22 protein-coding genes and 1 riboswitch are annotated in these 23,855 nt (G+C 66.6%); of the genes, 5 read left to right on the plus strand and 17 right to left on the minus strand.

Going from position 1 to position 23,855, the window contains the following annotated elements; translation table 11 throughout:
- Positions 1-4: 4 nt before the first annotated feature.
- The 3 genes from AC1RL8_RS26075 to AC1RL8_RS26085 all read right to left on the minus strand — a co-directional run bounded on the left by AC1RL8_RS26075 (position 5) and on the right by AC1RL8_RS26085 (position 4,532).
- Positions 5-1,627: a carboxyl transferase domain-containing protein gene (locus AC1RL8_RS26075; RefSeq protein WP_307584289.1), complete on the minus strand. Its 1,623-nt coding sequence runs from the start codon at positions 1,625-1,627 to the stop codon at positions 5-7.
- Entirely contained in the window at positions 1,624-3,291 is a 1,668-nt protein-coding gene (locus AC1RL8_RS26080; RefSeq protein ID WP_492686417.1) for an AMP-binding protein, read from the minus strand. The genes AC1RL8_RS26075 and AC1RL8_RS26080 overlap by 4 nt, the downstream gene beginning before the upstream one ends.
- 68 nt (positions 3,292-3,359) lie before the next feature.
- A complete protein-coding gene (locus AC1RL8_RS26085; RefSeq protein WP_062478706.1) occupies positions 3,360-4,532 on the minus strand; it encodes an isovaleryl-CoA dehydrogenase in 1,173 nt (390 codons plus the stop codon).
- A 127-nt stretch (positions 4,533-4,659) separates the two neighbouring features.
- Between AC1RL8_RS26085 and AC1RL8_RS26090 the strand changes: the two genes are divergently transcribed.
- Positions 4,660-5,700, plus strand: coding sequence for an AraC family transcriptional regulator (locus AC1RL8_RS26090; RefSeq protein WP_062478709.1), 1,041 nt, complete (start codon positions 4,660-4,662; stop codon positions 5,698-5,700).
- A gap of 278 nt (positions 5,701-5,978) precedes the next feature.
- Here AC1RL8_RS26090 and AC1RL8_RS26095 read toward each other — a convergent pair whose 3' ends face one another.
- From AC1RL8_RS26095 to AC1RL8_RS26160, 14 genes are all read right to left on the minus strand, one after another.
- Entirely contained in the window at positions 5,979-6,305 is a 327-nt protein-coding gene (locus tag AC1RL8_RS26095; RefSeq protein WP_492686416.1) for a thioredoxin family protein, read from the minus strand.
- Between the two features lie 86 nt (positions 6,306-6,391).
- Positions 6,392-7,084, minus strand: a complete 693-nt coding sequence (locus AC1RL8_RS26100; RefSeq protein ID WP_307584285.1) for an HAD family hydrolase — start codon at positions 7,082-7,084, stop codon at positions 6,392-6,394.
- Positions 7,085-7,173: 89 nt separating this feature from the next.
- Positions 7,174-9,057: a phosphomethylpyrimidine synthase ThiC gene (gene thiC / locus AC1RL8_RS26105; protein ID WP_492686415.1), complete on the minus strand. Its 1,884-nt coding sequence runs from the start codon at positions 9,055-9,057 to the stop codon at positions 7,174-7,176.
- A gap of 92 nt (positions 9,058-9,149) precedes the next feature.
- A riboswitch (TPP riboswitch) is annotated at positions 9,150-9,255 on the minus strand.
- A 27-nt stretch (positions 9,256-9,282) separates the two neighbouring features.
- The gene (locus AC1RL8_RS26110) at positions 9,283-9,714 is read right to left on the minus strand and encodes a YchJ family protein (RefSeq protein ID WP_095746929.1); all 432 of its coding nucleotides are present in this window, start codon (positions 9,712-9,714) and stop codon (positions 9,283-9,285) included.
- A 92-nt stretch (positions 9,715-9,806) separates the two neighbouring features.
- Positions 9,807-10,463 (minus strand): hypothetical protein, encoded by a 657-nt coding sequence (locus AC1RL8_RS26115; RefSeq protein ID WP_492686414.1) that lies wholly within the window; start codon positions 10,461-10,463, stop codon positions 9,807-9,809.
- Between the two features lie 146 nt (positions 10,464-10,609).
- Complete coding sequence (locus tag AC1RL8_RS26120; protein WP_492686413.1) at positions 10,610-10,963, minus strand: hypothetical protein; 354 nt, start codon at positions 10,961-10,963, stop codon at positions 10,610-10,612.
- A gap of 104 nt (positions 10,964-11,067) precedes the next feature.
- A complete protein-coding gene (locus tag AC1RL8_RS26125; protein WP_492686412.1) occupies positions 11,068-11,352 on the minus strand; it encodes a hypothetical protein in 285 nt (94 codons plus the stop codon).
- Positions 11,353-11,713: 361 nt separating this feature from the next.
- Positions 11,714-12,550, minus strand: a complete 837-nt coding sequence (locus AC1RL8_RS26130) for a metallophosphoesterase (RefSeq protein ID WP_492686411.1) — start codon at positions 12,548-12,550, stop codon at positions 11,714-11,716.
- Between the two features lie 8 nt (positions 12,551-12,558).
- A complete protein-coding gene (locus tag AC1RL8_RS26135; protein WP_492686410.1) occupies positions 12,559-13,689 on the minus strand; it encodes an acyl-CoA dehydrogenase family protein in 1,131 nt (376 codons plus the stop codon).
- Between the two features lie 40 nt (positions 13,690-13,729).
- Positions 13,730-14,977, minus strand: coding sequence for a glutamate carboxypeptidase (locus AC1RL8_RS26140; RefSeq protein ID WP_307696344.1), 1,248 nt, complete (start codon positions 14,975-14,977; stop codon positions 13,730-13,732).
- 91 nt (positions 14,978-15,068) lie between these two features.
- Positions 15,069-16,253, minus strand: coding sequence for an acetyl-CoA C-acyltransferase (locus AC1RL8_RS26145; RefSeq protein WP_095746933.1), 1,185 nt, complete (start codon positions 16,251-16,253; stop codon positions 15,069-15,071).
- A gap of 68 nt (positions 16,254-16,321) precedes the next feature.
- Positions 16,322-18,142 (minus strand): bifunctional isocitrate dehydrogenase kinase/phosphatase, encoded by a 1,821-nt coding sequence (gene aceK, locus AC1RL8_RS26150; protein WP_062478759.1) that lies wholly within the window; start codon positions 18,140-18,142, stop codon positions 16,322-16,324.
- Positions 18,143-18,185: 43 nt separating this feature from the next.
- Positions 18,186-18,920, minus strand: coding sequence for a carbonate dehydratase (gene can, locus AC1RL8_RS26155; RefSeq protein WP_062478745.1), 735 nt, complete (start codon positions 18,918-18,920; stop codon positions 18,186-18,188).
- 12 nt (positions 18,921-18,932) lie between these two features.
- Complete coding sequence (locus AC1RL8_RS26160; protein WP_070062936.1) at positions 18,933-19,376, minus strand: MerR family transcriptional regulator; 444 nt, start codon at positions 19,374-19,376, stop codon at positions 18,933-18,935.
- A 94-nt stretch (positions 19,377-19,470) separates the two neighbouring features.
- Here AC1RL8_RS26160 and AC1RL8_RS26165 point away from each other — a divergent pair, with 94 nt between their 5' ends.
- The 4 genes from AC1RL8_RS26165 (at position 19,471) to AC1RL8_RS26180 (ending at position 23,749) form a co-directional block, all read left to right on the plus strand.
- Positions 19,471-20,529, plus strand: a complete 1,059-nt coding sequence (locus AC1RL8_RS26165) for an MBL fold metallo-hydrolase (RefSeq protein WP_159272767.1) — start codon at positions 19,471-19,473, stop codon at positions 20,527-20,529.
- A 109-nt stretch (positions 20,530-20,638) separates the two neighbouring features.
- On the plus strand, positions 20,639-21,958 hold the full coding sequence (locus AC1RL8_RS26170; RefSeq protein ID WP_492686581.1) for a leucine-rich repeat-containing protein kinase family protein: 1,320 nt from the start codon (positions 20,639-20,641) through the stop codon (positions 21,956-21,958).
- Entirely contained in the window at positions 21,955-22,890 is a 936-nt protein-coding gene (locus tag AC1RL8_RS26175; protein WP_492686409.1) for a pseudouridine synthase, read from the plus strand. Before AC1RL8_RS26170 ends, AC1RL8_RS26175 begins: the two co-directional genes overlap by 4 nt.
- Before the next feature lie 88 nt (positions 22,891-22,978).
- On the plus strand, positions 22,979-23,749 hold the full coding sequence (locus tag AC1RL8_RS26180; RefSeq protein ID WP_492686408.1) for an SDR family oxidoreductase: 771 nt from the start codon (positions 22,979-22,981) through the stop codon (positions 23,747-23,749).
- Positions 23,750-23,855 lie beyond the last annotated feature (106 nt).

The raw sequence follows: 23,855 nt of genomic DNA on the forward strand, positions 1-23,855 counted from the left end.
CTCGTCACATGCGGAAGATGCCGAACTTCGGTTCGGGGATCGGCGCGTTGCGCGACGCAGCCAGGCCCAGTGCCAGCACGCGGCGCGTGTCGGCCGGGTCGATGATGCCGTCGTCCCACAGGCGCGCGGTGGCGTAGTAGGGGTGGCCCTGGTCTTCGTACTGCTGGCGGATCGGGGCCTTGAAGGCCTCTTCCTCGTCGGCGCTCCAGCTGCCGCCCTTCAGCTCGATGCCGTCGCGCTTCACCGTAGCGAGCACGCTCGCGGCCTGCTCGCCGCCCATCACGCTGATGCGCGCGTTGGGCCACATCCAGAGGAAGCGCGGGCTGTACGCACGGCCGCACATGCCGTAGTTGCCGGCGCCGAAGCTGCCGCCGATGATGATCGTGAACTTGGGCACGTTGGCGGTGGCCACGGCCGTCACCATCTTGGCGCCGTGGCGCGCGATGCCTTCGTTCTCGTACTTGCGGCCCACCATGAAGCCGGTGATGTTCTGCAGGAACACCAGCGGGATCTTGCGCTGGCAGCACAGCTCGATGAAGTGCGCGCCCTTCTGCGCCGACTCACTGAACAAGATGCCGTTGTTCGCGATGATGCCCACGGGCATGCCCTCGATCTCGGCAAAGCCGCAGACCAGCGTGGCGCCGAAGCGCGCCTTGAATTCGTGGAACTCGCTGCCGTCGACGATGCGCGCAATGATCTCGCGCACGTCGAAGGGCTTGCGCGTGTCAGTGGGGATCACGCCGTACAGCTCTTCGCGCGGGAAGTCGGGCGCGCGCACCGCGGCGCCTTGCGGCGTGTCGGCGGCCTTCGCATTGAGGTTGGCCACTGCCGAGCGCGCCAGCGCCAGCGCGTGCAGGTCGTTCTGCGCCAGGTGATCGACCACGCCCGACAGGCGCGTGTGCACGTCGCCGCCGCCCAGGTCTTCGGCCGACACGACCTCGCCGGTGGCTGCCTTCACGAGCGGCGGGCCGCCCAGGAAGATGGTGCCCTGGTTCTTCACGATGATCGATTCGTCGCTCATCGCCGGCACGTACGCGCCGCCGGCCGTGCACGAGCCCATGACCACCGCGATCTGCGGGATGCCCTGGGCGCTCATGTTGGCCTGGTTGTAGAAGATGCGGCCGAAGTGATCGCGGTCGGGGAACACCTCGTCCTGGTTCGGCAGGTTGGCGCCGCCCGAGTCCACGAGGTAGATGCAGGGCAGGCGGTTCTGCTCGGCGATCTCCTGCGCGCGCAGGTGCTTCTTGACCGTCATCGGGTAGTAGGTGCCGCCCTTCACGGTGGCGTCGTTGCACACGATCATGCAGTCCACGCCGTTCACCCGACCGATGCCCGCGATGATGCCGGCGCCCGGTGCCGACTCGGCCCCCTTGGCATCGAGGTACATCGCATGCGCGGCCAGCGGCGCGATTTCGAGGAAGGGCGTGCCCGGGTCGAGCAGCTCGGCCACGCGGTCGCGCGGCAGCAGCTTGCCGCGCGCCGTGTGCTTGGCGCGCGCGGCCTCGCCGCCGCCCTGCTCCACTTTCGCGAACTGCTGCTGCAGGTCGTCGACCAGCGCGCGCATGGCGGCAGCGTTCGCCTGGAAGTCTGCGGACCGTGCGTTGAGTTTGGTTTCGAGTTTGCTCATGCTGTCTTTTCTTGGCTGAGACCGAGCTGCTCGGTCATGGCGTCGCGGATCTTGAATTTCTGGATCTTGCCGGTCACCGTCATCGGGAACTCGGAAACGAACTGGATGTACTTGGGCACCTTGTAGTGCGCGATCTGGCCCTTGCAGAAGTCGCGGATCTCGGTGTCGGTGGCCGTCTGGCCGGGCTTGACGATGATCCAGGCGCACAGCTCTTCGCCGTACTTCTTGTCGGGCAGGCCGACCACCTGCACGTCCTGCACCTTCGGGTGGCGGTACAGGAACTCTTCGATCTCGCGCGGGTAGATGTTCTCGCCGCCGCGGATCACCAGGTCCTTGATGCGCCCGACGATGTTCACGTAGCCCTCGGCATCCATCGTGGCGAGGTCGCCGGTGTGCATCCAGCGCTCGGCGTCGATGGCCTCGCGCGTCTTGGGCTCGTCCTCCCAGTAGCCGTGCATCACCGAGTAGCCGCGCGTGCACAGCTCGCCCGACTGGCCCGGCGGCATGATCGCGCCGGTCTCGGGGTCGATGATCTTCACCTCGAGGTGCGGCTGCACCGTGCCCACGGTCGACACGCGGCGGTCCAGCGGCGTGTCGGTGCTGCTCTGGCAGCTCACGGGGCTGGTCTCGGTCATGCCGTAGGCGATGGTGATCTCGCCCAGGTGCATCTCGTTGACCACGCGCTTCATCACCTCGATGGGGCACGGCGAGCCGGCCATGATGCCGGTGCGCAGCGTCGACAGATCGAACTCCTTGAAGCGCGGATGGTCCAGCTCGGCGATGAACATCGTGGGCACGCCGTGCAGGCCCGTGCACTTCTCGGCCTGCACGGTCTCGAGCACCGTGAGCGGGTCGAAGCCGTCGTTCGGGTACACGATGGCCGAGCCGTGCGTGAGGCAGGCCAGGTTGCCCAGCACCATGCCGAAGCAGTGGTACAGCGGCACCGGAATGCACAGGCGGTCGGCCGGCGTGAGCCTCATGCACTCGCCGATGAAGAAGCCGTTGTTCAGGATGTTGCGGTGCGTGAGCGTTGCGCCCTTGGGAAAGCCCGTGGTGCCGCTGGTGAACTGGATGTTGATCGGGTCGGTGGCCTTCAGCGTCTTCTGCGTGGCGGCCACGCGCGCGTCGGCCGCATCGCCGCCGGCCAGCAGCTCGCTGAAGCGGCGCATGCCGGGCTGCTCGTCGCCCTGGCCGGGCTTGTCGATCCAGAAGGTGTGCTGCAGCAGCGGCAGCTTGGCCGGGCCCAGCTCGCGCAGCATGCCCAGGTAGTCGCTGGTCTTGAACTGCGCCATCGTCACCAGCGCCTTGCAGCCGACCTTGTTGAGCGCGTACTCGAGCTCCGAGGTGCGGTAGGCGGGGTTGATGTTCACGAGGATCAGGCCGACCTTGGCGGTGGCGATCTGCATCAGCACCCAGGGCACGTTGTTGTGCGACCAGATGCCCACGCGGTCGCCGGGCACGAGCCCCAGGTTCAGCAGCGCGCTGGCCAGCTTGTTCGACGCGGTCTGCAGTTCGCGGTAGGTGAAGCGCTGGCCTTCGTGGCGGCTGACGAGGGCTTCGCGTTCAGGCTGCTTCTCGACCATGTCGTCGAAGAAGTCGCCGATGGCTTGCTCGATGAGGGGGACGTCCGTGGCGCCTTGGGCCAGGCTCTGCGTCAGTGGCATCGTCTTGTCTCCTTGTCTGGCGCCCTCTCCCTGCGGGGAGAGGGTGGGGTGAGGGTGTGCAGCGCGGCTTATGCGGTTTCGCTGAACAGCTCGCGACCGATCAGCATGCGGCGCACTTCGCTCGTGCCCGCGCCGATCTCGTACAGCTTGGCGTCGCGCCACAGCCGCTCGACCGGGAAGTCCTTGGTGTAGCCCACGCCGCCCAGCGTCTGGATCGCCTCGCCGGCCATCCAGGTCGCCTTCTCGGCCGAGTACAGGATGGCGCCGGCCGCGTCCTTGCGGAAGGTGCGCGCATGGTCGTTGCGGTCGCAGGCCTTGCCCACGGCGTACACGTAGGCGCGGGTGGCCTGCCAGGTCGAGTACATGTCGGCGATCTTGCCCTGCATCAGCTGGAACTCGCCGATGCTCTGGCCGAACTGCTGGCGCTCGTGGATGTAGGGGATCACGGCGTCCATGCAGGCGGCCATGATGCCCAGCGGGCCGCCCGAGAGCACGGCGCGCTCGTAGTCCAGGCCGCTCATCAGCACCTTGGCGCCCATGCCTTCGCCGCCGAGCACGTTCTCTTCGGGCACTTCGCAGTTGTCGAAGAACAGCGGGAAGGTGTTGGAGCCGCGCATGCCGAGCTTGTCGAGCTTGGTGCCCGCCGAGAAGCCCTTGAAGTTCTTCTCGACGATGAAGGCGGTCATGCCGCGCGCGCCCATTTCGGGTTCGGTCTTGGCGTAGATGACCAGCGTGTCGGCGTCGCCGCCGTTGGTGATCCACATCTTGCCGCCGTTGAGCACGTAGTAGCCGTCCTTCTTGTCGGCCTTGAGCTTCATGCTCACCACGTCGGAGCCGGCGTTGGGCTCGCTCATGGCCAGCGCGCCCACGTGCTCGCCGCTCACCAGCTTGGGCAGGTATTTCTTCTTCTGCGCTTCGCTGCCGTTGCGGTGGATCTGGTTCACGCACAGGTTGGAGTGCGCGCCGTACGACAGGCCCACCGAGGCCGAGGCGCGCGAGACTTCCTCCATGGCCACGATGTGGGCCAGGTAGCCTAGCTCCGTGCCGCCGAATTCTTCCTTCACCGTCATGCCGTGCAGGCCCAGCTCGCCGAGCTTTTGCCACAGGTCGTGCGGGAACAGGTTGTCGCGGTCGATCTCGGCGGCGCGGGGCGCGATTTCGTTGGCGGCGAAGTCCTGGATCGCGCTGCGCAGCGCGTCGATGTCGTCGCCCAGGTCGAAGTTGAGGCCGAAATCGTGCATGAGTCTTGTCTCCTCTGAAAGGGTCGGCGCGCAGGGCTGCCCGCGCGGATGGCGCTTGAAAAAACGCAGCTTACGCCTCGTGGCGCCGCAATTGGCGCCACAATGGTTGCAAATTGCGCCACGAGCGATGCCCTCCACCACGTCGTCCCCCGCCTTCCTGCGACCCGCCCGCGCCGTCACGCCGATGGCCTTCGTGCGAGCCATCGTGCAAGGGTATGCCCGCTACGGCAAGGACCCGGCGCAGGCCCTGCAGGCGGCACAGATCGCGCCGCGCGAGCTGGCCCGCCCGGGCGCCCGGGTGACGGCCGCGCAGTTCGAGGCGCTGTCGGGCCACGCGATGCAGGAGCTGGACGACGAGGCGCTGGGCTGGTTCTCGCGCCGCCTGCCCTGGGGCAGCTACGGCATGCTGTGCCGCGCCTCGCTCACCTCGCCCGACCTGGGCGTGGCCATGAAACGCTGGTGCCGCCACCACCGCCTGCTGACCGAGGACATCACGCTCGCGCTGGAGGTGGCCGGCGGCGTGGCCACGCTGCGCATCACCGAGAACCGCCCGCTCGACCCCGCATTCCGCGAGTTCTGCCTGGTGACCAGCCTGCGCTTCATGCACGGCTACGTGTGCTGGGCGATCGACTCGCGCATCTCGCTGCGCCAGGCCACCTTTCCGTTCGCGGCGCCGCCGCACCGCGACGCCTACCCGCTGATGTTCACGCCCGACGTGCACTTCGACGCGCCGCAGGCCAGCATCAGCTTCGACGAGCGCTACCTCGCGCTGCCGCTGCTGCGCGACGAGCGCGCGCTGCGCACCATGCTCAAGCGCGCCCTGCCGCTCACGGTGCTGCAGTACCGCCGCGACCGCCTGCTGGGCCAGCGCGTGCGCGAACTGCTGCGCGCGCGCGCCGGCGAGGCCACCACGGCCGAGGCGCTGGCAGGGCTGCTGAATGTGTCGGGGCGCACGCTGCACCGGCAGCTGCATGAAGAGGGCACCTCGCTGCAGGTGCTGAAGAACGAGGTGCGGCACGAACTGGCAGTCGAGCAACTGCGCCGGACCACGCGGCCGATCAAGCAGGTGGCGCTGGCGGTGGGCTTTCGCAACGAGAAGAGCTTTTCGCGTGCGTTCCTGCAGTGGACGGGGCACGCGCCTCGGGATTTTCGGCAGCTGGGGCTGTAGGGCGCTTGTTCAGGGCGCGTGCACAGGCCACCGGGTACTTCCCTCCGCGAATGTCCTCCGGCCTGCGGCCTCCCCCTTGATTTCGCTGCGGGAAGCACCCAGTGTCCTGCGCCCACTGAGCGCTGTCGTTGTGCCGGTCGATGACCAACCGCACTGCCCAACGCTCACGCCGATGGGGTGCCTTGCGCAGCGAAATCAAGGAGGAGGGGCGAAGCCCCGGGGGACATTCGCGGAGCAAGGCTCCCCGTCGGCGGGAGCGTCGCCCTGAATAACGGAACTCAGGCCGGCGTATCGATCAACGCCAGCGCATCGGCGATCGACTGGCTGTCTTCCGGCCGCACCAGCTTCGCGACCTGTTGCCCGTCGCGCAGGAACACCAGCGTGGGCCACAGCCGCACGTTGAACGAACGGCCCAGCGGGCGGCCGCTGCCGTCTTCCACCTTGATGCGGCGCACGTTCGGGTACTGGGCAAAGGCCTCGGCAATGTTCGGTTGCGCGGCCTTGCAGATGCCGCACCAGTTGGTGCCGAACTCCACCACGGCCGGGCCCTGGAGCGCGTCGATCTCGCTGCGGTCGGGTTGCTCGGTCTGGTACTCGGAGGTCATGGGCGGGGTCCTTGCGAATTCGTGGGAAGGAGCGCGTGAAGGCGACGGGCGCGCCACACGCTGACGGGCGTCATTGCACCAGAAACTCAGGCCGCCTGCAGGCCGTAGCCGGCCAGCAATGCGGGCAGCCCGGTCATGTCGCTGAACACGGCCACGGCGCCCGCGGCGCGCAGCGCGCCCGGGCCGCTGTGGCCCGACTCGCCCGTGCTGTAGCCGAACACCGTGGCGCCCGCGGCCACGCCGGCCATTGCGCCGGTGACCGTGTCTTCGACCACCGCGCAGCGCGTCGGGTCGACGCCGAGCGCTTCCGCCGCGGCCAGGTACACGTCGGGATGCGGCTTGGAGCGCGGCATCTCGTGGCCGCTGAAGATGCGGCCCTCGAAGCAGTCGAGCAGGCCGACCTTGGCCAGCTGCAGCTCGACCTTGTGGCGGTCGGCGCCCGAGGCGCAGGCAATGCGGCCCTTGAGGCGCGCATGGATTTCGCGGATGGCGGCGGGTGCATGGGGAATGGCGACGAGGTCGCGGTCCAGCGCCTCGTTGCGACGGGCGCGGAAGCCGCGCAGCCAGTCGTCGGTGATCTTGAAGCCCGTCTTGGCCTCGATGAGCGCCGTCTCGTCCTTCACGGCCTTGCCGGTGAAGATGTTCATCGATTCCTCGGCCGTGAGCTGCCAGCCGAGCTCGCCGAGCATGTCGGCGAGCACGCGGTTGGTGATGGGTTCGGAATCGACGAGCACGCCGTCGCAATCGAAGAGAACGGCGGAAAAGGGGAAAGGGGTCATTGCGAGGCAGGAGTTCAGGGGTCTGGCCCCATGGTAGCAACGCACCCTTTCCGCACGGGGAGACTCAGGCTATCGGGTCATTCACGGCCTCAGGCGACGGGGCGGATAGGGATGTACATCTCGCCGCCGCCGGCCATGAATTCTTTCGACTTCTCTTCCATGCCCTCGGCCATGGCAGCCGCCTCGGCCACGCCCTTCTTGGCCGCGTACTCACGCACTTCCTGCGTGATCTTCATCGAGCAGAACTTGGGGCCGCACATCGAACAGAAGTGCGCCACCTTGCTCGAGTCCTTCGGCAGCGTCTCGTCGTGGAATTCGCGCGCCGTGTCGGGGTCCAGGCCCAGGTTGAACTGGTCTTGCCAACGGAACTCGAAGCGTGCCTTGCTCAGCGCGTCGTCGCGCGAGCGCGCTCCCGGGTGGCCCTTGGCCACGTCGGCCGCGTGCGCGGCGATCTTGTAGGCAATGATCCCCTGCTTCACGTCGTCGCGGTCGGGCAGGCCCAGGTGCTCCTTGGGCGTTACGTAGCAGAGCATCGCCGTGCCGGCCCAGCCGATCATCGCGGCGCCGATGGCGCTGGAGATGTGGTCGTAGCCCGGTGCGATGTCGATGGTCAGCGGGCCGAGCGTGTAGAACGGCGCCTCGTGGCAGTGCTTGATCTGCTCGTCCATGTTGGCCTGGATCATGTGCATCGGCACGTGGCCCGGGCCTTCGATCATGGTCTGCACGTCGTGCTTCCAGGCGATCTGCGTGAGCTCGCCCAGCGTGCGCAGCTCGGCGAACTGGGCCTCGTCGTTCGCATCGGCACCGCTGCCGGGGCGCAGGCCGTCGCCGAGCGAGAAGCTCACGTCGTAGGCCTTCATGATGTCGCAGATGTCTTCGAAGTGCGTGTAGAGGAAGCTCTCCTTGTGGTGCGCGATGCACCACTTGGCCATGATCGAGCCGCCGCGCGACACGATGCCCGTCATGCGGTCCGCCGTGAGGTGAATGAACGGCAGGCGCAGGCCCGCGTGGATGGTGAAGTAGTCGACGCCCTGCTCCGCCTGCTCGATGAGCGTGTCGCGGTAGATCTCCCAGGTGAGGTCTTCGGCCACGCCGCCCACCTTTTCGAGCGCCTGGTAGATCGGCACCGTGCCGATGGGCACCGGCGAGTTGCGCACGATCCAGTCGCGCGTGGTGTGGATGTTCTTGCCAGTCGACAGGTCCATGACGTTGTCGGCGCCCCAGCGGATGGCCCACACCAGCTTCTCGACCTCTTCCTCGATGCTCGAGGTGACGGCCGAGTTGCCGATGTTGGCGTTGATCTTCACCTTGAAGTTGCGCCCGATGGCCATCGGCTCGACCTCGGGGTGGTTGATGTTCGCGGGAATGATCGCGCGGCCACGGGCCACTTCGTCGCGCACGAACTCGGGCGTGATGATGCGCGGAATGCTCGCGCCCATCGGGTTGCCCGCCACGCGCTTGGCACGCTCCTCGTTGGCCAGGTACTCGGCCATCCACTCGCGCTTGCCGTTCTCGCGCAGGGCCACGTACTCCATCTCGGGCGTGACGATGCCGCGGCGCGCGTAGTGCATCTGCGTGACGTTGGCGCCCGACTTGGCGCGACGCGGCGTGCGCTGCAGCGCCGAGGCACCGGCGCGCAGCTCGGCCAGGCGCTGCGCGTCGCGGTCTTCGTTCTTGGCGCCATCGTCCAGCGCGTGGTGCGTGCGGCCTTCGTAGCTTTCGGTGTCGCCACGCTCGATGACCCAGGCGCTGCGCACGTCGGGCAGGCCGCGGCGCACGTCGATCTCGACCTTCGGGTCGGTGTAGGGGCCCGAGGTGTCGTACAGGGAGACGGTTTCGCCGTTGGTCAGCGCCACGTCGCGCACGGGCACGAACAGGTCAGGCCGGCTGCCCGGAATGACGCACTTGTGCGACGCGGGAAAGGGTTCGCGCGTCAGCGACAGCAGCGAGGTGAACTTGTCGGGGGCATTCATCGGGAGGCACTCCTTGTTGAGGGAAAGGGTGCTCCGCAATCGCTCGTGGACCTCGGGAGGCCCGCCACCGGAAAAGGGAGTGACGGACCGAAGTCAGGGAGTGCAGCTCTTCTTACGCCGGTATGACCCGGATCAAGTTCGCGGGTCGGCAGCTTTGCCATCTCAGCACGCCACATGCGTGCACCCCGGAGCGGGGCCGATTGTGCGGGCCGAAGCCCGCCGCCGTCAACCCGGGGGCTGGTGCAGGTCGCCGTCGACGTAGAACCAGCGCTCGTCCTCGCGCACGAAGCGGCTGCGCTCGTGCAGGCGGAACGCCACGCCCGTCGCGCCGCGCTGGCGGGCGACGAACTCGACCTCGGCGTGGTCGGCGTCGAGCACCGAGCGCGAGCGGATGTCCAGCCCCAGCCATTTGACGCCCGGCTCGAACTCGACCGACGCCGGCCGCTTCGACGCATGCCAGGTGGCGAGCAGGTAGTCGGCACGCGCCAGCACGAAGGCCGAGTAGCGCGAACGCATCAGCGATTCGGCGTCGGGCGCCGGCGTGTTCTCGAAATCGTCGAGGTAGCGCCCACAGCACAGGGCGTAGCCGATGGGCTTGTCGCGACGGTCGGTGCGGCCGCAGGGGCAGGGGCCGGGAGTGGGGTCGGTGGCGCTCATGAAGGGCTCTATTGGAACACTTGGCGCGGCAGGGGCTGAAGGTGAGGGCGACATGGGCCTCCAAGCCCCTCCGCGTGAAATTCGGTAAGGCGTTAGAACGCCGTACCTATCGCAGTCAAGGCGCCAATGATCGTGCCGAGTCGAGAGTCGGCCCTCCCAGGAGGAACGGCTTTCAGCCATGCGCCAACATCGTGAAACTTGTTTTGTCCACGTTTGATGCCGCTATGAAGTAGGGCTCCCTTGCTAAGAGCGGTATTCATTGCCTCTGACGATCGACGGCTTCGGTGCGCCACATGATTTCGCAGCACGATCACGGCATCAACCACGGCCTTCTGCTGCGAGCTAAGCGAGGTGAACTTATGCGCATGAGCCGCCACCAGCATCTTTTTTGCGCCGACTTCCAACTTGGCGAAGTTGGAAAACGTGATGTTGTTCCCGCTGGTGTTCGCCAGCCGCTGAACGTCTTCTTTAGTCAGGTGACGCGGGAAAGAAAGCGAGGCAAACGAAACGTAGACATTCGATGGTGTGCTTGCACTGTTCACATGTGCTTCAAAGGAGTCTTTCAGGTGTTTTTTGAAGCGCGTCGCGTCGCCGTTGATATAGGCGATAAACATGTCGCTAACGAAGCCCTCCCACGCGACCGCAGCGGCCAGCAGACTGTGTTCGGTTAGCCTAGATTGATCGGATGCCGTCGATAACGCCGCCATGCAAGCGTTGTGAAACCTGCCGAGCTCGACAAGCTGCTTCAAGAAATCATTTCTCACATCCGTTGGCGATATTTTTCTCATGGAGGCCCTCTTCGCTTTTTTTCCGGTCCACAGCTCTCTGATTGCCCTACGCCTGCTGGCCTCTTGTATCTCCTATCCGGCCCCCGCAGATCACACCGCTGCAATGACTATCCGCGACTTACGAGTGTCTCGGGTAGCAAATGCCCTCCGGGCCCATGTATGGTCTTGGTGTCGCCTAGGTCAAATTTGACTTGAACGCGAAAGCCGAGTCCGGCCCCATTCGGAATCATCGCCTCCACTGCTCCAGCACCGAATATCGAGTGAACAACGCGGCTACCAACCTCCATCTCGCTTTCTCCGACGAAAGTGAGTTGCACATTCTTAGGGGAAAATCCGGGCTCCTTAGTGCGAGCCTTTTCTCTTGCCTTCTCAATGGCGTCGGCTTCACTGTCGGCAGCGATCTGCACTGAAATGGTCTTGGTCTGCACGACCTCCACTTCAGCGCTGTAGTATTTAGTCATGTGTTCTCCTGTAGCAGCACTGTACTAAGCAATTGCGGGTCGGTGCGCCCAAGAGGCATATTTTGAGACGGCCTTCCTTTTTCTGCACGAGCCTCGAGCCCGCGCTACAACTCAGTCAACGCCTCGCACTGCGCTTCAATTCGCGCGTGCAGAAGCCCCAGCGATGCCGCAAGAAGCCGCTGCAGCGAACTGCGCTGACATGCATCGAAAAGTGGCGCGGCGCCTGCATCAGAAGTAGCGGCGTCGCGTCGATCCTCATCCCAGCCGAGCAGCTGTACCAACGTCTGAGCGCCCTGCACTACATCACGCGCATCGTTGACGAAAGCAGCATGGCTTTGCAGTGAAGGAGAGAGCCCTTCGCCCTCAACCCATTCAAAGGGCTTAAACAAGGCAGCGGGTCGTTGAGGCGCGCAAGGGCAACCGGTGTCGGTACCCGTATTTGAAGCAGTGGCCATAGGCCTCCAAGGATGTCGATTTGCAACAACCGACGCACCCGCTGCTAAACGAGGGCGGCGGCTCGAACGGGTTAGCAGACCGGGACATCCTTGCGGAAACCGGCAGGGCGCGAGCCCTCCCATTCGAGCCGCCTAAAAAGGAGCACGAACGAAAAAGCCGCAGACCCTGTGCGGTAACTGCGGCTTTCGTCGCAGGATGTCAGCGGGCTGCTAAACCCGGCCCCGCTCATCACGAGGCGAAGGCAATGTAAGCGGTCTCGAAGAGCCCCGTCAAGCTCCAGCGATTGGCACGGGCCTACCGAAACATCACCCACTCAGGCCGCATGTTGAACCGCACCGGCAAGATGCTCACACCAAGCCCGCTGGTCACATACATCCGCTTGTTGTCCTTATGCGCGATCCAGCCATAGGCCCACTCACGCGGCGCACGCCCGGGCACCACCAAGGCGCCGTAGCCCGGCACGCTGATCTGCCCGCCGTGTGTGTGCCCCGCCACCACGAGCCCCTGCGTACGCGGCATGCCGGCGAAGCTGAAGGGGTCGTGCATCATGACCAGCGTGGCGGCGCCGGGTGGCACGCCGGCCAGGGCCTTGTCGGGCTGGGAATGGCCGGTGGAGTCGTCGCCGATGCCGACCACCCAGAGGTCGTGCCCGGGCAGGCGCACCGAGGCGTTCTCCAACACGCGGATGCCCTGCGCGGACAAGGCCTTGGCGGTGCGTTCGCCGTCGTGCCACCAGTCGTGGTTGCCGAGCACCGCGTAAACGCCCTGCGGCGCCTTCAGGCGGCCGAGCACGGCGGCCATGGCTTCGATGGAAAAGTCTTCGTCGTCGCCGGAGCCCGCAAGAAAGTCGCCGGGCAGCAGGATCACGTCGGGCTGCGCCGCGTTGATCTGGTCGACGATGGCGGCGGCGCGGTCGGCGCTGGTCACGCGCCACAGCGAGCGCGTGCTGAGGTGCCAGTCGCTGGCCACGGCGACCTTCAGGCCAGCCGGGGGTTGCCACTGCGCCGAGCCCAAGGGCTCGACACGCGCGGCCACCCAGTGCGGCTCGATGACGACGCTCCAGGCGGCCAGCGCCGCGAGCACGAGTGCCGCGGCGATCGGGCCCCAGGGTCGGCCGCGGCGCCGGCTCACGTGATCGATCAGGCGAGCGCGCGTTGAATCAGCAGCTTCTGGATGTCCGACGTGCCTTCGTAGATCTGGCACACGCGCACGTCGCGGTAGATGCGCTCCAGCGGAAAGTCGTTCACGTAGCCGTAGCCGCCCAGGGTCTGGATGGCGGCGCTGCACACGCGCTCGGCCATCTCGCTGGCGAAGAGCTTGGCCATGGCGGCTTCTTTCAGGCAGGGCCGGCCGGCGTCGCGCAGGCTGGCGGCGTGCCAGATGAGCTGGCGCGCGGCTTCGATCTGCGTGGCGCATTCGGCGAGGCGAAAGCCCACGGCCTGCTGGTCGAAGATGGCGCCGCCGAAGGCCTGGCGTTCCTTGGCGTAGGCCACGGCCACGTCGAAGGCGCTGCGGGCCATGCCCACGCTCTGCGCGGCGATGCCGATGCGGCCACCCTCGAGCGCACCGAGCGCGATCTTGTAGCCCTCGCCTTCGGCGCCGATGAGGTTCTCGGCCGGGATGCGGCAGCTGTCGAAGTTGATCTGCGCGGTGTCGCTGCTGTGCTGGCCGAGCTTGTCTTCCAGGCGCGCGACGTTGTAGCCGGGCGCGTCGGTGGGCACGATGAACGCGCTCATGCCGCGCTTGCCGGCGCCCTTGTCGGTCACCGCGATGACGATGGCGACGTGGCCGTTCTTGCCGCTGGTGATGAACTGCTTCACGCCGTCGATCACGTAGCCGTCGCCGTCCTTGCGCGCGGTGGTGCGCAGGCTCGAGGCGTCGCTGCCGGCCTGCGGCTCGGTGAGGCAGAAGGCGCCGAGCATCTGGCCCTGGGCCAGCGGCTCGAGCCACTTCTTCTTCTGCTGCGCGTTGCCATAGCGCATGAGGATGGCGTTGACGGGGCAGTTGGTCACGCTGATGGCGGTGCTGGTGCCGCCGTCGCCGGCCGCAATCTCTTCGAGCACGAGTGCGAGCGTGAGGTAGTCGAGGCCCGCGCCGCCATGCTCCTCGGGCACGCAGATGCCGTAGGCGCCCAGCGCGGCCAGGCCCTGGTGCACTTCCTTCGGAAAGCTGTGGTCGCGGTCCCACTTGGGGGCGTTGGGCCAGAGCTCGGCTTGCGAAAAATCGCGCACCGCGTCGCGGATGGCTTCCTGGTCTGCGCTGAGCAGCATGGCGTTGTCTCCAGTTCTTTCTTGTCGGTGGGTGCGTGGCTTACTTGCCGGCGCCCAGGTCCATGATGAGACGCGCGGCCATGTACAGGCGGCGCGGAATGGCGCTGATGTCCACGTACTCGGCCTTGTCACTGTGGTAGCCGAAGCCCGGCAGGCCCAGGCTTTCGATCACGGGCTTGCCCGAGAGTGCCGCGTAGGCTGCGTCGGTGCCGCCGCCGGTGCGCTCTTCGACGCCCACGCTGCCGCCGGCTTCCTTGTAGAAGCCCACGGCCTTGTCGACCAGCTTCTTGCCGCCCTCGCCCGCGTTGAAGGCCGGGCGGCCGCGCGTGACGAGCACCTTGACGTCGGCCTCGGGCAGCTTCTTCTGCTGCGCCTTTTCTTCGAGGGTCTTCATGGCGGCGTCGAAGTCTTCGTTGCGTGCGTAGCGCACGTCGGCGTTCAGCGTGGCGCTGGCCGGGATGATGTTCGACACATTGCCGGCCTTGGCAATAGTCCAGTTGAAGCGCAGGTTCTTCGACTTGTCGTCGATGCTCATGGTGCGCAGCACGAGGTCGGAGGCCTCGACCAATGCATTCACGCCCAGCTCGGGCGCGGCGCCCGCGTGCGAGGCCTTGCCGGTGATGTTGACCTGCACGTAGGCGATGCCTGAGGTGCCGAGCGACATCTTTTCGTCGCCGGCGCTGGTGGGCTCGAACGAGAGCACGTAGTCGGCCAGCTTGGCTTCTTCCTGGATCAGGTCGCGCGAACCGAAGGAGCCTTTTTCCTCGTCGGTGTTGAACAGCACGGTGATGGTGCCGTAGTCGCGCACGCCGTAGTCCTTGAGCAGCTTGAGCGTGTGCAGGATGACGGCGTTGCCGCCCTTGTCGTCGGCGATGCCGGGGCCGTAGGCCTTGTCGCCTTCGATGCGGAACGGCGCCTTGGCGAGCGTGCCCTTGGTGTACACGGTGTCCATGTGCGACATGAGCAGCAGGTTCTTGCCGCCGCGGCCCTTGAGCTTGCCGACGATGTTGTCGCCGACCACGAGGCCGACCGACTTGCTGCGCGTGACGGTGAAGCCGAGGTTCTTCAGTTCGCCTTCGAGGTACGCGCCGGCGGCGGCCATGCCTTCGGCGTCACCGGTGCCGGTCTCGATGTTGACGAGCTTCTCGAGCGTCTTGATCACCGCCGGCTGCTCGTCGGTGGCGGCCTGGAACAGCACGTTGTCGCGCTTCTGGGCCCAGGCGCCACCTGCCACGAAGGCGGTAGCGAGCACGGCGGCAACGGCGGTACGGTGAAGGGATGGGCGCATGAAATCTCCTGCTCTACGCATGGTTTTGTTTGAACTGTCCGGGGTGGAAAACCGTCCGGCGCCCTCTCCCGGGCGCCGGCGGCTCCTGGCGTTATAGCAATTCGAGCGCGACGGCGGTGCCTTCGCCGCCGCCGATGCACAGCGTGGCCACGCCGCGCTTCTTGCCGCGCGCCTTCAGCGCGTGCAGCAGCGTGACCATGATGCGCGCGCCGCTGGCGCCGATGGGGTGGCCCAGCGCGCAGGCGCCGCCATTCACGTTGACGATGTCGTGCGACACGTCGAGCTCGTGCATGAGCGCCATGGGCACGACGGCGAAGGCCTCGTTCACTTCCCACAGGTCGACGTCCTTCACGCTCCAGCCGGTCTTGGCGAACAGCTTCTGCACGGCACCGACCGGCGCGGTGGAGAACCACTCGGGTTGCTGCGCGTGCGTGGCGTGGCCGACGATGCGCGCCAGCGGCTTGGCGCCGATCTTCTTGGCATGCGACTCGGTCATCATGACCAGCGCGGCGGCGCCGTCGTTGATCGACGAGCTCGAGGCGGCGGTGATGGTGCCGTTTTCTTTCTTGAACGCGGGCTTGAGCGTGGGGATCTTGTCGAGCTTGACCTTGCCCGGGCCTTCGTCGATGGAGATGACGGTGTCGCCGCCGCGGCCCTTCACGGTGACGGGCGTGATCTCGTCCTTGAAGGCGCCCGATTCGGTGGCGGCCTTGGCGCGCTGCACGCTGGCGATGGCAAAGGCGTCTTGCTGCTCGCGCGTGAAGTTGTACTTGGCGGCGCAGTCTTCACCGAAGGTGCCCATGGAGCGGCCCGGCTGGTAGGCGTCTTCGAGGCCGTCGAGCATCATGTGGTCATAGATCTTGTCGTGGCCCATGCGGTAGCCGCCGCGGCCCTTGAGCATGAGGTAGGGCGCGTTGGTCATGCTTTCCATGCCGCCCGCCACGATGACGTCGTGCGTGCCGGCCAGCAGCAGGTCGTGCGCGAGCATCGCGGCCTTCATGGCCGAGCCGCACATCTTGCTGAGCGTGACGGCGCCCGCGCTGTCGGGCAGGCCGCCCTTGTAGGCCGCCTGGCGTGCCGGGGCCTGGCCCTGGCCGGCCATGAGGCAGTTGCCGAACAGCACTTCACCCACGCTCTCGGGCGCGATGCCGGCGCGCTCGACGGCCGCCTTGATGGCCGCGCCGCCCAGGTCGTGCGCGGAGAGGGACGAGAAGTCGCCCTGGAAGCCACCCATGGGGGTGCGGGCGGCGCCGACGATGACGATGGATTCGGACATGGAGGTCTCCTTCAGGGATGTGAAAGTGAAGTCAAGAAAAAGCGAAAACAGAAATCGGAAACGGGCGGTCAGAAATGCGTCGCGTGGCCTTCGTGCTGGAAGCGTTGCGACTCTTCGTACGGGAACACGTCGAGCATCTGGCCGGCCTGGATGCGTTCCTTGTGGTGCTGCCAGAAGGCGGCGTCGAGCAGGTCGGCGTGGTGCGCCATGAAGGCGGCGCGCACGTCCTTGTTGCCCAGCAGAAAGGGCTCGAAGGTCTCGGGGAACACGTCCTTCGGGCCGACCGAATACCAGACCTCGCCGCTCATCTCGTCTTCTTCGTTGCGCGGCGTGGGCACCTTGCGGAACTTGCAGTCGGTGACGTATTCGATTTCGTCGTAGTCGTAGAACACGACCTTGCCGCCGCGCGTGACGCCGAAGTTCTTCCACAGCATGTCGCCGGGGAAGATGTTGGCGGCCACCATGTCCTTGATGGCATTGCCGTACTCGATGACCGCGTGCTCCAGCTGGTCCTTGGCGCGCCGGGCCTGGGCCGGGCTCTCGGGATGGGCCAGCGTGTCGAAGGCTTCCTGCAAGTAGATGTTCAGCGGGATCATGCGGCGCTCGATGTAGACGTGCTTGAGCACGACCTCCATCTCCCCGTTGCCGTCGCGGTCGCCGATCTCGAGCTGGCTGGGCGCGAACTTGCGAATTTCTTCGATGAGCTCGGGCTCGAAGCGGTCGAGCGGAAAGCCCACGTTGCTGTACTCGAGCGTGTCGGCCATGCGGCCCACGCGGTCGTGCTGCTTCACGAGCATGTACTTGCCCTTGATCTGCTCGCGCGTGGTGTCCTTCTGCGGCGGGTAGAAGTCCTTGATGACCTTGAACACGAACGGAAACGACGGCAGGTCGAACACCAGCATGACCATGCCCTTGATGCCGGGCGCGATGCGAAAGCGGTCGCTCGAATAGTTCAGGTGCGACAGGAAGTCGCGGTAGAACAGCGTCTTGCCCTGCTTGGCCAGGCCGAGCGCGTTGTAGATCTCGGCGCGCGGCTTGCGCGGCATGAGCGAGCGCAAGAACTGCACCCAGGCCGAGGGCACTTCCATGTCGACCATGAAGTAGGCGCGTGCAAAGCTGAACAGCATCTGCAGGTCGTCTTCGCCGAACAGCGCCGCGTCGATGTAGAACTTGCCGTGGGTGTCGTGCAGGATGGGCAGCGAGAACGGGATCTCGGTGAAGCCGTTCATGATCTTGCCGACCACGTAGGCGCCCTTGTTCCGGTAGAACAGGCCCGACAGCACCTGCAGCTGGAAATTGGCGCGCAGCTTGACCTGGTGAAAGCGGTTCAGGATGACGTGCGCCACGCGCTCGGCGTCGCGCCGCTTGTTGGCGTAGCTGCCCTGCAGCGCGAAGTCGTCGAGCATCTGCTCGATGATGTCGGGCAGCGTGGCCTGCGAGGGGTAGTACGGCCGGTAGGTGGGTGCGCCGCGCGGCTCGATGTACTCGGTGCTGATGGCCGGGCGCACGAAGATGAAGTCGTTCTGGAAGTAGGCCCGGTGCAGGATCTTCGTGGTGACCGAGTTGAAGAAACTCTCGGCCAGCTCGGGCTGGTGGTGGTTCACCAGCAGCCCGATGAAGTGCAGCTTGACCTGGTGCCAGACCTCCATGGGCTGGTCGCCGGCCTTGAACTCTTTTTCGAGCCGGGCCACGGCCTCGTTCACGCGCAGGTCGTAGAACTCGATGCGCTCGCGCTGCGCCCGCTGCTGGCCGTGCCAGTCGGCGGTCTCGAATCGGTGCTTGGCGCGCGCCGATTCGGCCCGAAACAGCCGGTAGTGCCGGTTGAACCCGTCGATCATCGCCTTCGCGATATCGTAGGCCAGCGGTGAATCGAGGCGCTGCGGGAACATGGCGGCAATACCGACGGGGGCGGCGATGGCAGCGGCAGCGAACTCAGGCGGCTGGCGGCGTCTCGGTGCCTTCGGTGCCGTCGGCACCCGCCTGCGCCGACGGCGAGGCGCCGGCCGGCTTGCTCCACTTGTAGCGGATGCGCTGCACGGCGGCCTTGTAAATGGCGTCGAGCGGCTTGTCGCCCTCGACACTCAGGCCGAGGTCTTGCAGCAGGCCGTCGTGCACGCCGAAGGTCCAGCCGTGGATGCGCACCTTCTGGCCGCGCGCCCAGGCGTCGACCATGACGGTGCTGACGGCCACGTTGACCACCTGCTCGGCCACGTTGAGCTCGCACAGCGCGTCGACGCGCACGTCTTCGGGCAGGCTGTCGAGCATCACGCTGTGGCGGTCGCGCACGTCCTGGATGTGGCGGATCCAGTTGTCAGCCAGGCCGATGCGCTTGCCGCTGAGCGCAGCCTTCACGCCGGCGCAGCCGTAGTGGCCGACCACCATGATGTGCTCGACCTTCAGGTGCTCGACCGCGAACTGGATCGCCGAGAGCGCATTGAGGTCGGAGTGCACCACGATGTTGGCGACGTTGCGGTGCACGAACACTTCACCCGGCTCCAGGCCGGTGATCTGGTTGGCGGGCACGCGGCTGTCGGAACAGCCGATCCACATGTAGCGCGGCGTCTGCTGCTTGACAAGGCCGGTGAAGAAGCCGGGCCGGTCACGCTCCATCTGGGCGGACCAGGCACGGTTGTGGGCAAAGAGGTCGTCGAGGTTGTCGGAGGGCATGGTGGTCTATTGTCAGTGAGTCGTCGTGTCGGGCGTGTTTTCGCCACCTCGGGCGTCCTGGACGGCCTTGGCGGCCTTCTGCGCCCTGGTCAGCGTGGCGCGGCCTTTTTTCTCGTGCTCGCGCACTTCGGCGAGGTTGGCCTGCAGCTCGGCCAGCTGCGCCTCGAGCTGCGCGCGGTGGGCGCCGAGCACGCCCAGGAATTTTTCCAGCTGCGGCACGGTGTCGCGCGGGCTGTCGTACATGTCGAGGATGTCTTTCGCCTCGACCAGCGTCAGGCCCAGGCGCTTGGCGCGCAGCGTGAGCGTGAGCCGCGCCCGGTCGCGCGCGCTGTACACGCGCTGCAGGCCGGCCCGCTCCGGCGACAGCAGGCCCATGTCTTCATAGAAGCGGATGGCGCGCGTCGTGAGATCGAACTCCTTGGCGAGCTGGCTGATGGTGAAGGTCTGCGCGGGCATGGGCGGCAAGGGTTGCGGGGGCGACAGCAGGTTGGCGGCGCATTCTCTACAATGATGCCTCAACCCATGACGTTTACGTAAACGTCAATCATACATGAACCTCCTCGAACGCGAACTCCACTACCCCCTGGGCGACACCCTGCCCGCCGCCGGCGAAGCACTGGAAGTCGCGCCCGGCGTGCGCTGGATCCGCATGCGGCTGCCCTTTGCGCTGGACCACATCAACCTCTGGTTGCTGCGCGACACGATCGACGGCGTCGAGGGCTGGACGGTGGTCGACTGCTGCATCGCGCACGACGAGGCCCGCGCGCAGTGGGAGCAGATTTTCGAGACGCAGCTGCAGGGCCTGCCGATCCTGCGTGTGATCGTGACCCACATGCACCCCGACCACATCGGCCTGGCCGACTGGCTGTGCCAGCGCTGGAACGCGCCGCTGTGGATCAGCGCCACCGACTACCACGTGGCTCGCGTGCTGTGCAGCGCCGGCGACACGCTCGCGGGCGGCGACGCGGCGGCCGACTTCTTCGCCTCGCACGGCCTCACCAACCCCGAATCGATCGCCAAGATCCGCGCGCGCACCAGCTACTACACCAACATGGTGCCCAGCGTGCCCGCCCGCTACGTGCGCATGATGGACGGCGACATCGTCCACATCGGCGGGCGCGACTGGCGCTGCATCAGCGGCTACGGCCACGCGCCCGAGCACATCGCGCTGTACTGCGCCGAGCCGAAGCTGCTGCTGGGCGGCGACATGATGCTGCCGCGCATCTCGACCAACGTGAGCGTGCACGCGGGCGAGCCCGAGGCCAATTCGCTGCGCCTGTTCCTGGACAGCATCGACAAGTTCAAGGCCCTGCCGGCCGACACGCTGGGCCTGCCCTCGCACGGCAAGCCCTTCACCGGCATCCACCGCCGCGTCGACCAGCTGCAGGAGCACCACCGCGACCGCCTGGCCGAGCTGCTCGAAGCCTGCCTCGCGCGCCCGATCACGGCGTCGGAGGGCCTGCCGATCCTGTTCAAGCGCGAGCTCGACCTGCACCAGATCACCTTCGCCATGGGCGAGACCGTGGCCCACCTGCACCTGCTGTGGTTCTCGGGGCAGGTGAAGCGCACGCTCGATGCCGACGGCATCTACCGCTTCGGCGCAGCCTGAGGCCCCCCGGCTTTTCACTTCGCTTCGCTGCGTGTAACTCCCCCCGAGGGGGAGGCGCGGCTCGCCTTGGGGCGGCCCGGCGGCGGCCGCATAGACTCTGGGAATGACAATGTCGAACACGCTGGCTGAGCTGCGCGCCGGCCGGCTGGCTGGCGCACGACGACTGGACCTCTCGTGCGGACTCACCGAGTTCCCGCGCGAGATTTTTGCGCTCGCCGACACCCTCGAAACACTGAACCTCACGGGCAATGCGCTCAGCGCGCTGCCGGACGACCTCGGCCGGCTGCACCGGCTGCGTGTGCTGTTCTGCTCCGACAACCGCTTCACGGAACTGCCGGCGTCCATCGGCCAGTGCCGCCAGCTCGACATCGTGGGCTTCAAGGCCAACCGCATCGCCCACGTGCCCGCCGAGGCGCTGCCGCCCTCGCTGCGCTGGCTGATCCTGACCGACAACGCCATCGAAGCATTGCCCGACACTCTCGGCGACTGCACCCGCATGCAGAAGCTGATGCTGGCCGGCAACCGCCTGCGCGCCCTGCCGCCGTCGGTGGCCCGCTGCCGGCAACTCGAGCTGCTGCGCCTGTCGGCCAACCGTTTCGAGGCGCTGCCCGAGTGGCTGCCCACCCTGCCGCGCCTGGCCTGGCTGGCCTGCGCGGGCAACCCGTTCGATGCGCCGACCGAAGACGCCGCCATCGACGCGCCCACCGTGCCGCACGTCGACTGGCGCGACCTCACGCTCGGCCCGAAGCTCGGCGAAGGCGCCTCGGGCGTGATCCACCGCGCCACGCTAGCCACGGCCGATGGCGCCGAGCTGCCCGTGGCGGTGAAGCTGTTCAAGGGCGCCGTCACCAGCGACGGCTGGCCGCACAGCGAGATGGCGGCCTGCATCGCGGCCGGCGCGCACCCGACGCTGATCGCCGCGCAAGGCCGCATCGACGGCCACCCCGACGGCACCGAAGGCCTGGTGATGGCGCTGGTGCCGCCCTCGTTCCGCACCCTGGCCGGCCCACCGAGCCTGGCCTCGTGCACCCGCGACGTCTACGCCGACGACGCGCGCTGGACGACCGACACCGCGCTGCGCATCGCGCGCGACATCGCGTCGGCCATGGCGCACCTGCATGCGCGCGGCCTGCTGCATGGCGACCTGTACGCCCACAACATCCTGTGGCACGCGCAGAACGGCGGACGGCTCGGCGACTTCGGCGCGGCCTGGATGACCGGCGCGCTCGACCCGGCACTGGCGAAGGCCCTGCAGAGCGTGGAAATGCGCGCCTTCGGCTGCCTGCTCGAAGAGCTGGCCGAGCGCTGCGACGATGCGGCTTCTTCTTCGCCCTTGACCACGCTCGCGGCGCGTTGCCTGCAGCCCGAAGTGGCGGCACGGCCGTCGTTCGCCGAGGTGCTGTCGGTGCTGGACGCCGCCGCGCCATGACGCGCCCCCGCTTCCCCGTTCCGATGCCCACGCGCGACGGCGTGAGCCCGAGTTGTGTCTCGCTGCCTTACGGCCCCTGGCCCACCATCGCCGACTTTCTCGTCGAGCGTTTTCCCGCCATCTCGCGCGAGGCCTGGCTCTCGCGCATTGAAGCGAACGACGTGTGCGACGAGCACGGCGTACCCATCACCGCGACGCGGCGGTACGAATCGCCGCTGCGCGTGTACTACTACCGCGCGCTCGACGCCGAGACGCCCATCCCTTTTGAAGAGTTGGTGCTGCACCAGGACGACGACCTCGTGGTGGTCGACAAGCCGCCCTTCGTGCCCGTCACGCCCACCGGCAAGTACGTGCAGCAGAGCCTGCTGGTGCGCCTGAAGCGCAAGCTCGGCCTGGACGACCTCGTGCCGCTGCACCGCATCGATCGCAATACCTCGGGCCTGGTGCTGTTCTCGGTGCGCCGCGAGACGCGCGGCGCCTACCAGGCGATGTTTCCCGAGCGGCGCATCGACAAGCACTACGAGGCCGTCGTGCCGTGGCACGAGGGTGTGTCGTCGGTGCCCGCCGTGTACCGCAGCCGGCTGGTGGACGACGACCATTTCATGCGCATGCGCGAAGCGCCCGGCGAGCCGAATTCCGAAACCCGCATCGTGCTGAGGGAGGCGCGCGACGGCCATGCGCTGCTGGAACTCTCGCCCGTCACCGGCCGCAAGCACCAGCTGCGCGTGCACTGCCAGGCGCTGGGTTTGCCGATCGTGAACGATCCGTTCTATCCCACGCTGCAGCCTGCGGGGAACGACGACTTCGACAGGCCGCTGCAGCTGCTGGCGCGGTCGCTGGCTTTTGTCGACCCGCTGAGCGGCGCCTTGCGCACCTTCGAGAGCCCGCGCCGGTTGGCGCTGCCTTCTGCTCCTGCTGCAGCTGCCGCCTAGGTGACGCGGCGCGGGCGCGTCGCGGACTAAGCTTTCTCCTGACGGGAATTGAACTTCCTCTCTTCCACCACTCAGGAGACAAACGCACATGGACACCACCCAACTCTTCTCGCTGAAGGGCCGCAGCGCCTTGATCACCGGCGGCTCGCGCGGCATCGGCCGCATGATTGCCGAGGGCTTTCTGGCACAGGGCGCGCGCGTGTACATCTCGGCGCGCAAGGCGGCGGCTTGCGATCAGACGGCGAAGGAGCTGTCGGCTTTTGGGCATTGCGTGTCGCTGCCGGCTGATGTTTCTACTGTGGAAGGGGCTCAGGCGCTGGTCGATGCTTATGCGAAGCATGAAGGGGCGCTGGACATCCTGGTCAACAACGCGGGGGCTGCCTGGGGGGCGCCTTATGAAGAGTTTCCGGAGAGTGGCTGGGACAAGGTCGTCGACCTGAACTTGAAGACGCCCTTCTTCCTGACCAAGGCGCTGACGCCGATGCTCAAGAAGGCGGCTACGGATCATCTGTCGAAGGTGATCAACATTGCTTCTATTGACGGGATTTCTGTGAATCCGCAGGAGACGTACTCCTATGCGGCCAGCAAGGCGGGGTTGATTCAGTTGACGCGGCGGATGGCGTTGCGGTTGGCGCAGGATCGGATCGTGGTCAGTGCGATTGCTCCCGGAGCGTTCGCTTCGGATATGAACAAGGATGCGCGGGATCATGGGGATGAGGTCAAGGGACGGATTCCTGCTGGGCGCATCGGCACTCCCGAAGATATGGCTGGTGCCGCCATCTACCTCGCCTCTCGGGCTGGAGACTATGTGATGGGGTCTACATTGGTTGTGGACGGTGGGGTTACGCACGCTCGCTAGATTTTTGGACTGCGTTGTGAGGTTGCTTCCCGGGGCCGGGTCTCGGCCCGGCGGCCGACCTACTTTTCTTTGCTTCGCCAAAGAAACGTAGGCAAAAGAAAGGCGA

This window comes from Variovorax sp. GW822-FHT04E09, from assembly GCF_058800845.1.

Excerpts from the sequence above, each read along its gene's own strand:
- AC1RL8_RS26075 (WP_307584289.1), bottom strand. The coding sequence starts at position 1,627 with ATGAGCAAACTCGAAACCAAACTCAACGCACGGTCCGCAGACTTCCAG.
- AC1RL8_RS26080 (WP_492686417.1), bottom strand. The coding sequence starts at position 3,291 with ATGCCACTGACGCAGAGCCTGGCCCAAGGCGCCACGGACGTCCCCCTC.
- AC1RL8_RS26085 (WP_062478706.1), bottom strand. The coding sequence starts at position 4,532 with ATGCACGATTTCGGCCTCAACTTCGACCTGGGCGACGACATCGACGCG.
- AC1RL8_RS26090 (WP_062478709.1), top strand. The coding sequence starts at position 4,660 with ATGCCCTCCACCACGTCGTCCCCCGCCTTCCTGCGACCCGCCCGCGCC.
- AC1RL8_RS26095 (WP_492686416.1), bottom strand. The coding sequence starts at position 6,305 with ATGACCTCCGAGTACCAGACCGAGCAACCCGACCGCAGCGAGATCGAC.
- AC1RL8_RS26100 (WP_307584285.1), bottom strand. The coding sequence starts at position 7,084 with ATGACCCCTTTCCCCTTTTCCGCCGTTCTCTTCGATTGCGACGGCGTG.
- thiC (WP_492686415.1), bottom strand. The coding sequence starts at position 9,057 with ATGAATGCCCCCGACAAGTTCACCTCGCTGCTGTCGCTGACGCGCGAA.
- AC1RL8_RS26110 (WP_095746929.1), bottom strand. The coding sequence starts at position 9,714 with ATGAGCGCCACCGACCCCACTCCCGGCCCCTGCCCCTGCGGCCGCACC.
- AC1RL8_RS26120 (WP_492686413.1), bottom strand. The coding sequence starts at position 10,963 with ATGACTAAATACTACAGCGCTGAAGTGGAGGTCGTGCAGACCAAGACC.
- AC1RL8_RS26135 (WP_492686410.1), bottom strand. The coding sequence starts at position 13,689 with ATGCTGCTCAGCGCAGACCAGGAAGCCATCCGCGACGCGGTGCGCGAT.
- AC1RL8_RS26140 (WP_307696344.1), bottom strand. The coding sequence starts at position 14,977 with ATGCGCCCATCCCTTCACCGTACCGCCGTTGCCGCCGTGCTCGCTACC.
- AC1RL8_RS26145 (WP_095746933.1), bottom strand. The coding sequence starts at position 16,253 with ATGTCCGAATCCATCGTCATCGTCGGCGCCGCCCGCACCCCCATGGGT.
- aceK (WP_062478759.1), bottom strand. The coding sequence starts at position 18,142 with ATGTTCCCGCAGCGCCTCGATTCACCGCTGGCCTACGATATCGCGAAG.
- can (WP_062478745.1), bottom strand. The coding sequence starts at position 18,920 with ATGCCCTCCGACAACCTCGACGACCTCTTTGCCCACAACCGTGCCTGG.
- AC1RL8_RS26160 (WP_070062936.1), bottom strand. The coding sequence starts at position 19,376 with ATGCCCGCGCAGACCTTCACCATCAGCCAGCTCGCCAAGGAGTTCGAT.
- AC1RL8_RS26165 (WP_159272767.1), top strand. The coding sequence starts at position 19,471 with ATGAACCTCCTCGAACGCGAACTCCACTACCCCCTGGGCGACACCCTG.
- AC1RL8_RS26170 (WP_492686581.1), top strand. The coding sequence starts at position 20,639 with ATGTCGAACACGCTGGCTGAGCTGCGCGCCGGCCGGCTGGCTGGCGCA.
- AC1RL8_RS26175 (WP_492686409.1), top strand. The coding sequence starts at position 21,955 with ATGACGCGCCCCCGCTTCCCCGTTCCGATGCCCACGCGCGACGGCGTG.
- AC1RL8_RS26180 (WP_492686408.1), top strand. The coding sequence starts at position 22,979 with ATGGACACCACCCAACTCTTCTCGCTGAAGGGCCGCAGCGCCTTGATC.